This is a genomic window from Bacteroides mediterraneensis (assembly GCF_016900355.1).
Taxonomy (GTDB): Bacteria; Bacteroidota; Bacteroidia; order Bacteroidales; family Bacteroidaceae; genus Phocaeicola.
This window is the reverse complement of record NZ_JACJKA010000002.1, coordinates 91,123-106,751: the sequence shown is the minus strand read 5'-3', so window position 1 is coordinate 106,751 and position 15,629 is coordinate 91,123. Positions and strand designations below refer to the sequence as shown.

General features: G+C 47.8%; 10 protein-coding genes. 7 read left to right on the top strand and 3 right to left on the bottom strand.

The window, feature by feature from the left end; translation table 11 throughout:
- Positions 1-40: 40 nt before the first annotated feature.
- Both H6A28_RS02315 and H6A28_RS02310 read right to left on the bottom strand, forming a co-directional pair.
- Positions 41-1,840, bottom strand: a complete 1,800-nt coding sequence (locus tag H6A28_RS02315; protein ID WP_204478697.1) for a RagB/SusD family nutrient uptake outer membrane protein — start codon at positions 1,838-1,840, stop codon at positions 41-43.
- 26 nt (positions 1,841-1,866) lie between these two features.
- Entirely contained in the window at positions 1,867-4,908 is a 3,042-nt protein-coding gene (locus H6A28_RS02310; protein WP_239465226.1) for a SusC/RagA family TonB-linked outer membrane protein, read from the bottom strand.
- A 317-nt stretch (positions 4,909-5,225) separates the two neighbouring features.
- Between H6A28_RS02310 and H6A28_RS02305 the strand changes: the two genes are divergently transcribed.
- Complete coding sequence (locus tag H6A28_RS02305; protein ID WP_204478696.1) at positions 5,226-7,004, top strand: alpha-1,3-galactosidase-related protein; 1,779 nt, start codon at positions 5,226-5,228, stop codon at positions 7,002-7,004.
- A gap of 94 nt (positions 7,005-7,098) precedes the next feature.
- Here H6A28_RS02305 and H6A28_RS02300 read toward each other — a convergent pair whose 3' ends face one another.
- The gene (locus tag H6A28_RS02300; RefSeq protein WP_204474451.1) at positions 7,099-8,793 is read right to left on the bottom strand and encodes a Na/Pi cotransporter family protein; all 1,695 of its coding nucleotides are present in this window, start codon (positions 8,791-8,793) and stop codon (positions 7,099-7,101) included.
- Between the two features lie 81 nt (positions 8,794-8,874).
- On the opposite strand from H6A28_RS02300, the gene H6A28_RS02295 reads away from it, so the two are divergent.
- The 6 genes from H6A28_RS02295 to H6A28_RS02270 all read left to right on the top strand — a co-directional run bounded on the left by H6A28_RS02295 (position 8,875) and on the right by H6A28_RS02270 (position 15,583).
- Positions 8,875-10,548, top strand: coding sequence for a nucleoside kinase (locus H6A28_RS02295; RefSeq protein ID WP_204474556.1), 1,674 nt, complete (start codon positions 8,875-8,877; stop codon positions 10,546-10,548).
- 74 nt (positions 10,549-10,622) lie between these two features.
- Positions 10,623-12,104: an RNA polymerase factor sigma-54 gene (rpoN, locus tag H6A28_RS02290; protein ID WP_204474453.1), complete on the top strand. Its 1,482-nt coding sequence runs from the start codon at positions 10,623-10,625 to the stop codon at positions 12,102-12,104.
- Between the two features lie 10 nt (positions 12,105-12,114).
- Positions 12,115-12,795 carry a hypothetical protein gene (locus H6A28_RS02285; protein ID WP_204474455.1) on the top strand — a complete coding sequence of 227 codons (681 nt, stop codon included), beginning with the start codon at positions 12,115-12,117 and terminating at the stop codon, positions 12,793-12,795.
- A 34-nt stretch (positions 12,796-12,829) separates the two neighbouring features.
- The gene (gene gcvH, locus H6A28_RS02280) at positions 12,830-13,210 is read left to right on the top strand and encodes a glycine cleavage system protein GcvH (protein ID WP_204474456.1); all 381 of its coding nucleotides are present in this window, start codon (positions 12,830-12,832) and stop codon (positions 13,208-13,210) included.
- Between the two features lie 17 nt (positions 13,211-13,227).
- Complete coding sequence (purE, locus tag H6A28_RS02275) at positions 13,228-13,737, top strand: 5-(carboxyamino)imidazole ribonucleotide mutase (RefSeq protein WP_204474458.1); 510 nt, start codon at positions 13,228-13,230, stop codon at positions 13,735-13,737.
- A 4-nt stretch (positions 13,738-13,741) separates the two neighbouring features.
- Complete coding sequence (locus H6A28_RS02270) at positions 13,742-15,583, top strand: 4-hydroxy-3-methylbut-2-en-1-yl diphosphate synthase (protein WP_022354981.1); 1,842 nt, start codon at positions 13,742-13,744, stop codon at positions 15,581-15,583.
- Positions 15,584-15,629 lie beyond the last annotated feature (46 nt).

The following is a 15,629-nucleotide window of genomic DNA, read 5'->3' as shown; positions in this document are numbered from 1 at the left end:
GGCAGGCAAGCCCTATTTCCCAGTCTACCAATTTATTCTATTAGGGGTTCTGTCCTAAATCATAAGGATAGGCATCATACTGAGCCTGCGGGATGAACTCGCATACAGAAGGAGAGTTGTAAGGAATTTCCAAATAGCGGTCACCCTGTCTCAAGGTATGTCCACCCGGATATTTGCGGTCGAGCGTATGACGCCAACGGAACACGTCGAACCGACGGAGACCTTCCCATGCAAATTCCAACATACGTTCTTCTTCAATGATTTTATGTATATCCTTCGGCTGGCCGTTTTCAGCAGTCTGGATATTTTCCAGTGTCCATTCAGGAATACCGGCTCTCTTACGAATCACGTTCACGTCGTCAAGAGTGGTCTGTGTAGAGCCACCTTTCTCCAAATTGGCCTCTGCACGAATCAGATACATTTCAGCCAGTCGAGAGATAATGGGTGACCACAAGTGGTAATACTGTTCCTGATAAGAGCATTTATTAATGGCATAGACCAAGAACATAGCTTCCTTCTGACGAAGAGTTCTGGCATCGTATACACGCGGTTCGATACGGCCTATATATTTCGTTCCGTCTGAAGCTTGCACATAGTAACGGGTTCCCAAGTTATAAGGTTCCGATTGGATGGTCGCACTTTGGAAATTAGCTGCATCTTCTGCACCCATGGCATACGTTCCGTCGTTCTGTTTGGTGACAGAAATCTGACGGTATTCATAATTGGCATTAGCACCTGCCCGCTTGGCTGCATACACAAAGGTCCAATCCTTATAGTTCCGCTCTGGATTGCCGGTAATAGGATATTTGGAAGTATCCGTTCCATCCTCTACATAGCGTTTGGTAATGAAGTTACTACGCAAATCCTTGGGATAACCCTTATCATCCAAATACAACTCCAGCAAGTTCAGGTAAGGAGCAGAAGCATATACTTCTTCCCAACCACTGTTGTCCACTTGGATGTACAGACCTCCCATTCTTTCATATCCACCGTCGTCTTTCAGTTTTGTACGACGTACGGCAAAAATGGTCTCAGAGTTGTCCTCAGGAACGAACTGAGAATAGATTTTATAATCATCACCCTGCAACAGATTAAAACGACCTGAATTAATGACCTCATTGGCCATATTCCAAGCACCGTCCCAATTTTCCATGTACAGATACACGCGAGCCAATAACGCCTGAGCAGCTTCCTTAGTGGCATAGCAGCTGTTCTTCGGAGACATACCAGCTGGCAGTGTCATATAAGTGATGGCATCCTGCAAATCCTTTACTACCTGATCGTAAACTTCAGCTACCGTAGAACGAGATTTAGGCAGGTCGTCCGGATCGCTGGTCAGCTTCAATGGCAGACCTGGATTCTGTGTAGGATTATTGGAATAAGGCTGAGCGAATTCGTTCACTAACAGGAAATAAGACAAGGCACGAAGGTAGTAATTCTCACCTACAATGACCTTTTCCTCGTCGGTGATGTTCGAACCAAGTTCAGCTCCCATCTCAATCACCTTATTACAATTACCGATGGTACGATAACCCAACTCCCAGGTATATTCCGTAATTGAACTGTTAATGTTACGGCTATAGTCATAAATATCAAACTTCGCATCGCTCGAAGTCCCCCCCCATGAAAGGTCGTCCGCACCGTAAGCCCAGAAAAAATATCCATAATCAATCAGTCCGTCATCGTATTTCAACATGCTGTAACTGCCTTGCGACAATTCCACAATGTTACGGGCTGTTACGTCCTCACCCGTCACACCGTCGTACATATTCACGTCCAAGCTACAGCCTGCCAAGGCAAACGCAGCCGACAAGGTACCTAATGTATATTTCAGTTTCATAGTTTTATCTTATTATTTATCATTACTTAGAAGTTAACATTCAATCCTATGGTGAAACGTCTTACGGTAGGATAGCCGAATTCGCTGGCATTACCTTTGTAAGAAGAGGACAACAGAATTTCAGGATCCTGACCCGAGAACTTAGTAATCGTAAACAGATTTTCTCCGCTCACATTGATATTGGCTCCCGAAATCTTCAACGAATGCAACCATTTCTTGGGAAGGCTGTACGACAGCGTCAAAGTCTTCAATTTAAAGTAGTCACCATTTTCCAGGTAACGGGTAGAAGTGTTAGAAGCGCCATTATTACCACCGGCCTTCAACTGCGGATGCGTAGCGATGTCACCCGGTTTTTCCCAACGGGTCCATCCGTCAGGTAATCTCATAGCGGGCTGAGAAGGACGTTCTGCATCACGGTCAAGAGCCCCGGCACGCATACCGTTGTAAATCTTAGCACCGGCACTAAAAGTAAAGTTCGCGTTCAGTGACAACCCCTTCCAACTGAGATTAGTACTCAAGCCACCAGTCACTTTCGGAGTAGGCGAAGCATCGAGCAATACGTTGGTAGCGTCATTGTAGTTACCGGTCACGGTCTTCACACCAGTCTCAGGATCAACCTTAAACCAAAGCGGTGTACCTGTCATGGTATCTACTCCGGCCCATTCTTTCATATACCAGTTCATATAAGGATAACCAACTGCAACTGCCTGCATCGTCAAATCATCACCATCGGGCAGATAAGTTACCTCGTTGCGGTTATAACCCATATTGAAGCTAATGTCCCAATACCAGTCTTTGGTCTTAATCAATTCAGGAGTAATAGTCAATTCCACACCAGAGTTTTCCATCTTACCGTTGTTAGCCGTCTGACGGTTGAAGCCCGTTACAGCAGGCAAGTGACGCAAGTAAATCAAGTTCTTCACTTTCTTCAGATAGTAATCGAAAGTAATGTTCACACGGTCGAACAGACGGATATCGATACCGGCATCGAAGTTGGCTGTTTCCTCCCAAGACAGGTCAGGGTTACCCTGATAGTTGGACAAGAAAGCAATTTCGTTGGCGTACTGAGAAGTGTAGCCAAAGATGGTGGCCCACTCATAAGCCCCGCCCGGCTGGTTACCACTAATACCATAGGATACACGTGGCTTCAATTCGTTGATCCATTCTACCCCGCTGAGGAAGTTTTCTTTGTGCATATTCCATCCGGCACCGACTGACCAGAAGGTAGCCCAACGCTTGTCACTACCGAATTTAGAAGAACCATCGCGACGAATCATACCCTGAATCAAGTATTTGCTATCGAATGAATAATTGACATTCAAATACACAGCCGCATTCTTCGATTCTGTCTTCGTACCACTGGCAGTAGGATCATCCGCACCTGCATTGATAATTTCAGCTCCTTGGAAAATCTTATACGCCGTAGCCGAAAGATTCCAGTAACGATATTCATCGTAATCATATCCCAAATAAGCATTGATTTCGTGTTTTTCACCGAAAGTCTTCAGGAAACGAAGCAACTGGCTGGTGTAGATAGAACGGGTATTTGACTGTCCGTCATCGTAAGAACCATTGGTTCCCGCACCCGAACGGCTGTTAGGATCTACGTAGGAATTAGAATAGTTATTACTGAAACCAACACGGTTATTAGATTCAAAAGTCAGTCCGTCGATAATCTTGAAATCAAGACCGAGACCCAAATCGATACCGTTGCTACGAGTCTTGCTCCAGTTCAAAGATCTATCATACAAGAAGTTGGATCCTCCATCAGAATACCAGTAATCATCTGGGTTGGCAGTTGGAGCATCTGCAGCTGTCGGCACACCCTGCGTACCATCCTTTATGTTTCCATGAGAATCCCACGGAGTATCCCACGGTGTATAGCTGGTATGTGCCAAAGAGTATTCCTGATTGTTAGTCTCCTTGTAGCTGGCAGAAATCTTAGATTTCAAAGTCAAACGGTCATTAACCACATAATCAGTGTTCGAACGGATGGTGAAACGATCATAATCAAATCCCTTGATGGTACCTTCTTCAGAATAATAATCGGCCGACAAATATGCCTTAATTTTTTCATTACCATAACGGTAGCCAAGATTATAATTCTGTGTCAAGGCATTCTGAGTAGCCAAATCCCACCAGTCAAAGTTCCGATCGCGCAGATAAGGCTGTAACCATCCCTGGGCATCCAGTGTGCCGGCATTTTCGTATGCTGTACGCACATAATCGTAATACTCAGCACCTGTCATCATCTCCAAATTACCTTTCTGCAACTGAGAAATACCAAACTTAGCCGACAAATCAATTTGTGAAGGGCCCGAAGTGGCACGTTTGGTAGTCACCTGAATGACACCGTTAGCACCACGCGAACCATAGAGGGCCGTAGCCGAACCATCCTTCAGAATAGAAATAGATTCAATATCATTGGGGTTCAAATCGGCAGAAGAAGCTCCCACAACCCCATCAATTACCCACAAAGGCTCTACATTACCACGGATAGACCCAATACCACGCACACGGATGCTCACTCCGTCACCCGGACGACCAGAAGTAGGAACTACTACCGCACCAGCAATTTTACCCTGCAGCATATTAGCTACACTCGGTGTAGTAATGTCTTTCAATTTATCCGCTTTAACAGAAGAAATAGAACCCGTGATGGAGCTTTTACGCTGCATACCATAACCCACAACTACTACTTCGTCGAGTGCTTCCGAATCTTCACTCAATTTAATAGTCTGGTTATGAGCCGTCGCTGTCACTTCAATAGATTTGTAACCCACAAAAGAAATGACCAGTTTGGCACCTACCGTACCTTCAAACTCATAATTTCCATCAAAATCAGTGATTGTACCGACAGCCGTACCTTTAATCAATACATTCGCTCCGATAATCGGCTCACCTGTCTTTGCATCTAATACAACACCCTTAAGTTTGGTTGTTTGTTGAACAACTGAAGCCATTGATTCCGGTACAGTGGATGTGGCAAATGTTGGAAGAGATGCGCAATACAAAGCACTTGCTAACACCATCAGCCGGCTAACATTGTTTGTTTTCCTCATTTTCATAATATTATTGAGATTAATAGAATAGACATATATTTAATCTCCGCAAATTTATAGAAAAAAATCAAATACTTTCACAATATCTCTAAAATATTTTAGTATCAAATCATTAAATCTTATTTCAAATACAACTTGTGAATAAAATAAGCAAAATAATTTATTATACATCATTATTTATACATTCCTCCATTACGCATAATAGGGTCCGACCAACCATATTCTCCCTATGCCAATAAACTACTCCACTAAAATTTACAATAAAAGAAGAAAACACTTACCTTTGCCATTAATTATAGTGCTAAATACTTAATTCATAAACTATGAGAATAAGATTAGGATGCCTGCTGCTGGCCACGGTCCTTTGCCTACCTGTATGTGCCCAGCAAGTGTATAACATGGCTCGGTTCGGCATTACTCCCGAGAAGAAAAGCAACATGTCGGCCCGCATGGAGAAAGCGTTGGCAAAAATCAAGAAAGAAGCCAAGAAAGGTGAGACACTGGTGCTGCGTTTCCAAAGCGGTACTTATCATTTCTATCCAGAAGGTGCAGCAGAACGCACGTATTATATTTCTAACCACGACCAGACCAATCCCAAGAAGGTGGGTCTCGCCCTGGAGGACTTGCAATCCATCACGCTGGAAGGTAACGGAGCCGAATTTGTCTTCCACGGACAGATGATTCCACTTTCCCTCCTGCGCAGCACAAACTGTACATTGAAAGACTTCAGCATTGATTTTGAGAACCCGCACATTGCCCAAGTACAGATTGTGAAGAATGAAGGCGACAAAGGTATCACTTTCCGCCCTGCTTCGTGGGTGAAATACCGCCTGACCAAAGACTCCATCTTTGAGACTTACGGTGACGGATGGACTTTGCACCCGATGTCGGGCATCGCCTTCGAAGAGAAAAGCCACCACATTGTATATAATACCAGCGACATCGGCTGCCCCACCAAAGGTTGCGTCAAGGCGGGTGAGGGACTGGTTTATGCGCCCCGATGGAAAGATAAACGACTTCCCGAAGGTACGGTGGTAGCCATGCGTTCCTGGGATCGCCCTACTCCGGGCATCTTCTTGTCACATAACACGCACACTACCCTGAAAAACATACAAGTGCACTACGCACAAGGCATGGGACTGCTGGCACAGCTTTGCGACAGCATCTACATGGACGGTTTCAGTGTCTGCCTGAAAGGAGACAATGACCCACGCTACTTTACGACACAGGCCGATGCCACTCACTTCTCGCAATGCAAAGGCGAAATCGTATCGGTGAACGGAATTTATGAAGGAATGATGGACGATGCCATCAATGTACACGGCACTTACCTGAAGGTGACGAAACGGGTGGACGATCATACCCTCTTAGCACGCTACATGCACGAGCAGGCCTGGGGATTCGACTGGGGATTTGCCGGCGACGAAGTGCAGTTCATCCGTTCCCAAACCATGGAACTGCTGGACGGAACCAATCGCATTGAAAGTATCACGGCGCAAGACCAGCCGACCGCTCATGGGGCCAAGGAGTTCCGTATCCGTTTCCAGCAACCGCTTCCCAAGGAACTGGACGACCAGGAAGCCTTCGGCATTGAGAATCTGACCTGGACCCCCGAGGTGTATTTTGCCCACAACACCATCCGGAACAACCGCGCCAGAGGCTCTCTGTTCAGTACACCGAGAAAAACTGTGGTAGAGCACAACTTATTTGACCATACCTCCGGAACTGCTATCCTGTTGTGCGGCGACTGCAACGGCTGGTATGAAACAGGAGCCTGCCGCGAAGTGATTATCCGTCACAACCGGTTTGTAAATGCCCTGACCAACATGTTCCAATTTACCAATGCCGTAATTTCCATTTATCCGGAAATTCCCGATTTGGAGCATCAGGTGAAGTATTTCCACGGAGGAAAGCCGGGCGCCATCCAGATTACGGACAACGAGTTTGAGACCTTCGACTTGCCCATCCTCTATGCCAAGTCGGTAGACGGACTGGTATTCAAACGCAACCGTATCCACACCAATACTGACTACAAGCCCTTCCACTGGAACCAGAATCGATTCCTGCTGGAAAAAGTGAACCGGGTGGAAATCGCAGAATAATATATAGAGCAGAATAATATATAGAATAGTAATCCCCGCAACGGACGATGCACGTCTGTAGCGGGGATTACTGTTTATTTGATTGACCTCTTTTTCAGGCTTTCTTCTCTTTCACGTCCCGATGGGCCTCTACCACATTCACCACATAGTCGCCCAGTTTCTCACACTCGGCAATGATATCCATATAATGTACTCCCATCTGGTAGTCGTATTTCTTTTCATTGACATCAATCACATTCTGGTTTTTCAGCTGATTCCGGTAGTTATTGATTTCCGTCTCAATGTTGAACGACTTGTTCACATCCACCTGCTGATGGGTATCTCTCACCAAATCCAACATCTGCGTCAAGGCATTGTCTGTCAGTTGGAACATCTGAGCAATATGCTCATATTGTGCTTTCGTGAAATCTTCGTTCCCCCGGCGCTTCCGGTTAATCGTACGGGCCAGATTGTAACAGCTGTCGCCGATGCTTTCTATCTCTGTCACCTCACGGAGCATTCCCCGGATTTGCAACTTACTTTCCGAACTCAAACGGCCTTCGGACACCTGTGTCAGGTAGTTGGCAATCTCCAGCTCCATATTGTCACTAATATTCTCATACTTCTCCACCCGGCTGAACAGCTTGTTGAAATCCGTTTCATTCTCGGTATGAAGCAAGTCGCGTACCATGCGGAACATGCGCTGAATACGTTCAGCAAAGAGGTTAATCTCCTTCCGGGCCTGCAGGATGGACAATTCAGCCGTAGAAAGCATACCACCGGTGATGAACTGCAAGCGATATTCCTCTTCCTGTTCCTTCTGCGGAATAATCTTGCACACCGTCTTTTCGATGAAGTGTACGAACCAGATCAGAATCAATACGTTGCACACATTGAAACAAGTATGGAAGGCCGACAGTTTGAAGGAAACAGCCACTCCGTCCGCTTCACTCACGTGCATAAAGTCTGTAATAATCCAGTCTACCATCGCCAGGAAAGGCTTGAACAGAATCAATACCCAGATTACACCAAACACGTTGAACATCAAGTGTGCCATGGCCGCCCGCTGCGCCTGCGTATTGGCCGTCAGAGCCGCCAGATTGGCCGTAATTGTGGTTCCAATGTTTTCCCCTAACACCAAAGCCGCTCCCAGTTCAAAACTAATCCAGCCGTTGGCACACATAATCAAGGTAATTGCCATGGTGGCCGCCGAAGCCTGTACAATCATGGTCAATATTGTACCGATGAAGACAAACAGCAGCACGGAGATGAATCCCATATCCGTATAGTTCTGCACAAAGGCCAGCATGTCCGGATTCTGGCTCAAGTCGGGCGCATTGGTCTTCAGCAAGTTCAAGCCCATGAACAAGAAAGCGAAACCGAAAATAAATTCCCCAATGGATTTTCGGGTACTTTTTTGCGAAAACAATAAAGGAATACCAAAGGCCAGAAGCGGCAGAGAAAAGGCGGAGATGTCTACCTTGAAACCGAGAGCCGAAATAATCCACGCTGTCACGGTGGTTCCGATATTGGCTCCCATAATCACTCCGATAGACTGGGAGAGTGTCAACAAACCGGCGTTTACGAAGCTGACCACCATCACGGTAGTGGCAGACGACGACTGAATCAAGGCAGTAATCAGCATTCCGGTCAGAACTCCAGTGACACGGTTCGTAGTCATTGCGGTTAAGATACTGCGAAGTCGGTCGCCCGCAAACTTCTGAAGTCCCTCACTCATGATTTTCATTCCATAAAGGAAGAGCGCCAACGAGCCGAGAAGCGCTAAAAAATCATAAAAAGAATATTCCATTTGTAATTAGTTAAATAGGAAAGAGGCTTTTAATTGTTTAATGAGTAAATTAACTGCCTATTCACACGGTTAGTAACACATATTACATTTATGCTACAAATATATTGCAAAAATAATAATTTAACAAAAGATTTCCCTGAGGGATGCTCACTTTTGGATATTTATAACGGTTTTAATCTGTCTATGCCCTACGGCCCAGTCAGCGCCAAAGTAAACAATAAGGTAGAAAGTCTCGACTTCCGAGTGTACTACAACAAAGACGTAGAATTTCTGGACATTACCAATCCATCGGGTATGCGGACCTATGTCCGTTCGCTGTTTTTCATCTTGGTAAAAGCGGTGGAAGAACTTTATCCGCAAGGAAGCATTTCCCTGGAACATCCCATCTCAAAAGGCTATTTCTGTAAACTACATATTGACCGTACCATCGGACTGGACGACGTGCAGCGCATCAAGCAAAAGATGCAGGAAATCATTGCAGCCGACATTCCTTACGTGCGTACCGAAAGTCACACGGACGAGGTAGTCCGGCTGTTTGAGGAACGGGGCATGCACGACAAAGCCCGACTGCTTGACACCTACGGACAGCTGTATTCTTATTACTACCACTTGGGCGACACCATAGACTGCTACTACAGCAGCCTGGTACCCAGTACCGGATACATCCGCCTGTTCGACATTGTGAAATACTACGACGGACTGCTGCTCCGCATTCCCGACCATCACAACCCGACCAAACTGGAGGAGGTAGTGAAACAGGAAAAGATGCTGGAAGTGTTTCAGGAGTATCACCGATGGAACCAGATTTTAGGCATCAGTACGGTAGGCGACCTGAACGTGGCCTGCAACGAGGGGCATGCCACCGACCTGATCAACGTGTCGGAAGCCTTGCAGGAAAAGAAAATCGCGCAAATTGCCGATGAAATTACTCACCGCAACCAAGACGGCAAACGGGTGAAACTGGTACTGATTTCCGGACCATCCTCTTCCGGAAAGACTACCTTCAGCAAGCGGTTGAGTATCCAGCTCATGACCAACGGAATCAAACCCTACCCTATCTCATTGGACGACTATTTCGTAAACCGTGAAGATACTCCGCTGGACGAGAACGGGAAACACGACTTTGAATCCCTCTATGCCGTAGACCTGCCTTTCTTCGAGAAACAGCTCACCGCCTTACTCAATGAAGAGGAAGTGGAACTACCTCGCTACAATTTCACAACCGGAAAACGGGAGAAAAGTGGCAAGAAACTCCGGATAGACGAACATACCATTCTGGTGATTGAAGGAATTCATGGCCTGAATCCGGCCCTGACCCCGCATATTCCAGCAGAAAACAAATACAAAATCTACGTGTCGGCCCTGACCACCATTCTGCTCGACAACCACAACTACATTCCGACCACCGACAACCGGTTACTCCGACGCATTATCCGCGACTACAAGTACCGCAACTATTCGGCCGAAGAAACCATCGCCCGCTGGCCGAGCGTAAGAGCCGGAGAAGAAAAGTGGATTTTCCCCTATCAGGAGAATGCTGATGCCATGTTCAATTCGGCCCTGCTCTTTGAACTGGCCGTACTGAAAGATTATGTGGAACCCGTCTTGCGAAAAGTCCCCAACCGCTGTCCAGAATATTCTGAGGCTCATCGTCTGTTGCGATTTCTGAACTATTTCGTATCGGTACAGGACAAGGAACTTCCCCCCACTTCCCTGTTGAGAGAGTTCTTGGGAGGCAGCAGCTTTCAGTATTAAAAATTTTTCCTTTTGCTGTGTTGTTCATTTAAATTATTATTTTTGCACGCAGTTCATCAGATTTAAGTAGAAAAATGGTACAAGGTTCACGTCAGGTGCAGACACAAGCACAACAACAGGTACAGACTTTATCTCCACAACAGATACTGGCTGTCAAACTGTTGGAGCTCCCTACGCTGGAGTTGGAAGAACGGATTCACGCAGAATTGCTGGACAATCCGGCATTGGAAGAAGGTAAAGAAACTCCCGACACTTCCGATGACCTCAACGAGGATTACAACACCACCGACGAGGACGGAGAACCGAATACTGACACGGGAGAGGACATCTCGCTGGGCGATTACCGCACGGAAGATGATATCCCAGACTATAAACTGCAGGAAAACAACCGCTCGAAAGAGGACCAGGCAGAAGACATTCCTTTTTCAGACAACGTGTCATTCTACGAAACCCTGAAAGAACAGCTCGACATGCAGCACCTCACGCCGGAAGAGAAACAATTAGGAGAATATCTTATCGGCTCACTCGACGACGACGGTCTACTCCGCAAGTCAACCGAAACCTTGCTGGACGAACTGGCCATCTACCAAGGTATCTATACCACGGCTGAAGAACTGGAGCATGTGCTTTCCATCATTCAGGACTTCGATCCGGCTGGTATCGGAGCCAGAAGCCTGCAGGAATGCCTTCTCATCCAGATTCGCCGAAAAGAAGACTCGCCCTTGAAACAAATCGAGTTGGACATCATCGGGAAATGCTGTGACGACTTCACGCGCAAGAACAAGGAGAAAATCATCCAGAAACTGAATATCACTGAAGAACAATATAATGCGGCTACGGCCGAGCTGACCAAGCTGAACCCACGTCCGGGCAGTTCCATGGGAGAAGCTATCGGAAAAAACCTGCAGCAGATTATCCCGGACTTCCTGGTGGAGACGGAAGACGACGGCACCATCCATCTGAGCCTCAACAACCGGAACATTCCGGAACTGCGTCTGAGTCGGGAATTCACAGAACTGCTCGACGAGCATACCCGCAACAAGCAGAACCAGAGCAAGGAATCGAAAGATGCCCTGATGTTCCTCAAGCAGAAAGTGGATGCCGCCCAGGGATTCATCAATGCGGTAAAGCAACGCCAACAGACGTTGCTCAGCACCATGCAAGCCATCATTGACCTGCAACGCCCGTTCTTTGAGGAAGGCGACGAGTCTTTGCTCCGTCCGATGATTCTGAAAGACGTGGCCGAACGTACCAAACTGGACATCTCCACCATTTCACGTGTGAGCAACAGCAAGTATGTGCAAACCAATTTCGGCATTTATCCACTAAAATTCTTCTTCAGCGACGGCTATACCACCGAAAACGGCGAGGAACTTTCCGTCCGCGAAATCAAGCGCATCCTCAAGGAGTGCGTAGACAGCGAGAACAAGGAAAAGCCCTACACCGACGACGAACTGGCCGACATGCTGAAAGAGAAAGGCTACCCTATTGCCCGACGCACCGTAGCCAAGTACCGTCAGCAGCTGAACATTCCCGTTGCAAGATTAAGAAGATAACTTATTTGATATGGAAGAAACCAGTATTCCTGATGAACTGACTTATCACGATCCGGCCTCCCGCGACCCAGAAAGGCCGAAGGATGCCTTGTTCACGGCAGCACGCATCATCTCGATGATTTTTACCCCGTTCATGGTACCTTTCGTGGCATTCTGCCTGCTCTTTTTCTTTACCTATCTGAGCATCATGCCACTCCAGTACAAGCTGACCATACTGGCACTCGTGTACTGCTTCACCATCCTGATGCCTATGTTAGGCATCTACCTGTTCCAGAAGATCAACGGATGGACACTCCATGAACTGGGACACCGCGAAAAACGCTTCATTCCCTATGGCATGACCATCCTAAGTTACATGGCCTGCCTGCTCACCATGTACCATATCCATCTGCCCCGCTACATGAGCGGCATCATCGTGGCCACCCTGATTTGCATGGTCATCTGTACCCTGATCAATACTCGGGTAAAAATCAGTACGCACATGGCCAGCGGAGGACTGATGATAGGCGGTCTGCTGTCCTATAGCTTTATCTTCCAGTTCAATCCGGTGGAATGGCTCTGTGTGTTCATCCTTCTGTCCGGCATGCTCGGTTCGGCCCGGATTATCGTCAAACAACATACTTTAAAGGAAGTGGCCGGTGGGTTTTTGGTCGGTTTATTTTGTGGTATCATCGGAATTTTGTTTATTTGAAGACAGATAATTTTAAACTTTAAATTCACTCAATATGGAATTCCCAACTAACATCAAGTACACCAACGAACACGAATGGATTCGATTGGAAGGCGACATTGCCTATGTAGGCATTACAGACTATGCACAGCAACAATTAGGTGATATCGTATTCATCGATGTACCGACTGAAGGTGAAACACTGGAGAAAGGTGAAACATTTGGTACTGTAGAAGTAGTAAAGACCGTTTCCGATTTGTTCCTCCCCATCGGCGGCGAAGTGATGGAAGTCAACCCACAACTGGAAGAACATCCTGAACTGGTAAACCAAGATCCTTACGGCGAAGGCTGGATTATCAAATTGAAACCGACCAATACCGACGAAATGAACGAACTGCTGGATGCGGCAGCCTACAAAGAGATTATTAACGAATAATTAAAACAGATTCACGAATGACACCAATCGTAAGTATCATTATGGGCAGTACATCTGACCTTCCCGTCATGGAAAAGGCTGCTAAACTGCTCGATGAAATGCAAGTTCCGTTTGAAATGAATGCCCTGTCGGCTCACCGCACTCCAGCTGAAGTGGAGAAATTTGCGAAGGAAGCTGCCGGACGTGGCCTCAAAGTCATCATCGCAGCTGCCGGAATGGCTGCCGCACTGCCGGGAGTCATTGCAGCCAACACCACCCTCCCAGTCATCGGAGTTCCCGTAAAAGGTGCGGTACTCGACGGCGTAGACGCACTCTACTCCATCATCCAGATGCCTCCCGGAATCCCCGTGGCTACAGTTGCCATCAACGGTGCCATGAATGCGGCTATCCTGGCCGTACAGATGCTGGCCCTGAGCGATGCGGAACTGGCCCAGAAGTTTGCAGCTTACAAGGAAGGTTTGAAGAACAAAATCGTCAAAGCCAACGAAGAGCTGAAAGAAGTCAAATACGCTTATAAGACCAACTAACTGAATGAATTACTTCAACTATTCTCGCCGACAGGCGAACGAGGTATATGTGGGCGCCACTCCTATGGGTGGCGCTTATCCTATCCGTATACAGAGTATGACGAACACCGTCACCATGGATACCGAGGCATGCGTGGAGCAGGCCAAGCGTATCATCGAGGCGGGAGGTGAATACGTGCGGCTCACCACTCAAGGCGTGCGTGAGGCGGAAAACCTGAAGAACATCAACGCCGCCCTGCGCGCCCAGGGATACCAGACCCCGCTGATTGCCGACGTGCATTTCAACCCGAAAGTGGCTGAGGTAGCGGCCCTGTATGCCGAAAAGGTACGCATCAATCCGGGTAACTATGTAGATGCCGCCCGCACCTTCAAGCAACTGGAATATACGGACGAAGAGTATGCAAAAGAAATCCAGAAGATACGCGACCGCTTCATTCCCTTCCTGAACATCTGCAAGGAGAACCACACGGCCATCCGTATCGGTGTGAACCACGGTTCGTTGTCCGACCGCATCATGTCGCGCTACGGAGACACCCCGGAAGGCATGGTAGAATCGTGCATGGAGTTCCTGCGCATCTGCGTGGAACAGAATTTCACGAACGTGGTCATCTCCATCAAGGCTTCGAACACGGTCATCATGGTACGTACGGTCCGCCTGCTGGTGGAACAGATGGAAAAAGAGGGCATGGCCTTCCCGCTCCACTTAGGAGTGACGGAAGCCGGTGACGGAGAAGACGGACGCATCAAATCGGCCCTGGGCATCGGTGCCCTGCTGTGCGACGGACTGGGCGACACCATCCGCGTATCCCTGAGTGAGGCCCCCGAAGCCGAAATCCCGGTAGCCCGCAAGCTGGTGGATTACGTGCTGAAACGCGAAGGACACCCTTACATTCCAGCCACCGAAGCTCCGGAGTTCAACTACACACATCCCAGCCGCAGACAAACCGTAGCCGTAGGTAACATCGGAGGCGACCAACTTCCGGTAGTCATCTCTGCCCGTCTGAACAACGATCTGGAAGTGAGCGAACAGTTCAAGCCCGACTACCTGTACTGCGGACAGCGCTTACCGGAAAACCGGAGAGCCGACATCGGCTACATCGTGGATGCCTGCGCCTGGGACGGCAGCGAGCATACCTATCCGGCTTTCAACTACCAGCAGCTCATCGAACTGCACCACCATCCGGCCAAGATGAAATTCCTCTTCACTTCCTACCTCGGATTGAACGAAGAGGTGATGGCGTGTCTGCGCCTGCACCCGGAAGTGGTCATCGTAGCCCAAAGCAACCATTACAACCGCCTCGGTGAGTTCCGTGCATTGGCCCACCAGCTGATGAACCAGGGACTGAAAAACCCGCTGGTATTCTTCCAGCTTTATCAGGAAAGTGAAACGGAAGACCTGCAAATCAAGTCGGCCGCCGACATGGGTGCCCTGATTATCGACGGGCTGTGCGACGGTATCCTGCTCTACAACCACGGCAACCAAATCAGCAACCTGAAAGTGGACGAAACCGCCTTCGGTATCCTGCAGGCAGGACGTATCCGTACTTCCAAGACCGAATACATCTCTTGTCCGGGCTGCGGACGTACCCTGTACGACCTGGAATCGACCATCGCCCGTATCAAGGCAGCCACTTCCCATCTCAAGGGACTGAAAATCGGTATCATGGGCTGTATCGTCAACGGCCCGGGAGAAATGGCCGATGCCGACTATGGCTATGTAGGTGCCGGAAGAGGTAAAATCAGCCTGTACAAAAAGAAGGAATGTATTGAAAAGAACATTCCGGAAGAACAGGCCGTGGAAAAACTGATTGAACTGATTAAGGCAAACGGAGATTATAGAGACTGATTCTCCACATCCATAATATTAAAAAATACAGAGGCCATCTCAATTC

Coding starts and splice junctions, on each gene's coding strand:
- H6A28_RS02315 (WP_204478697.1), bottom strand. CDS start 1,840: ATGAAACTGAAATATACATTAGGTACCTTGTCGGCTGCGTTTGCCTTG.
- H6A28_RS02310 (WP_239465226.1), bottom strand. CDS start 4,908: ATGAAAATGAGGAAAACAAACAATGTTAGCCGGCTGATGGTGTTAGCA.
- H6A28_RS02305 (WP_204478696.1), top strand. CDS start 5,226: ATGAGAATAAGATTAGGATGCCTGCTGCTGGCCACGGTCCTTTGCCTA.
- H6A28_RS02300 (WP_204474451.1), bottom strand. CDS start 8,793: ATGGAATATTCTTTTTATGATTTTTTAGCGCTTCTCGGCTCGTTGGCG.
- rpoN (WP_204474453.1), top strand. CDS start 10,623: ATGGTACAAGGTTCACGTCAGGTGCAGACACAAGCACAACAACAGGTA.
- H6A28_RS02285 (WP_204474455.1), top strand. CDS start 12,115: ATGGAAGAAACCAGTATTCCTGATGAACTGACTTATCACGATCCGGCC.
- gcvH (WP_204474456.1), top strand. CDS start 12,830: ATGGAATTCCCAACTAACATCAAGTACACCAACGAACACGAATGGATT.
- purE (WP_204474458.1), top strand. CDS start 13,228: ATGACACCAATCGTAAGTATCATTATGGGCAGTACATCTGACCTTCCC.
- H6A28_RS02270 (WP_022354981.1), top strand. CDS start 13,742: ATGAATTACTTCAACTATTCTCGCCGACAGGCGAACGAGGTATATGTG.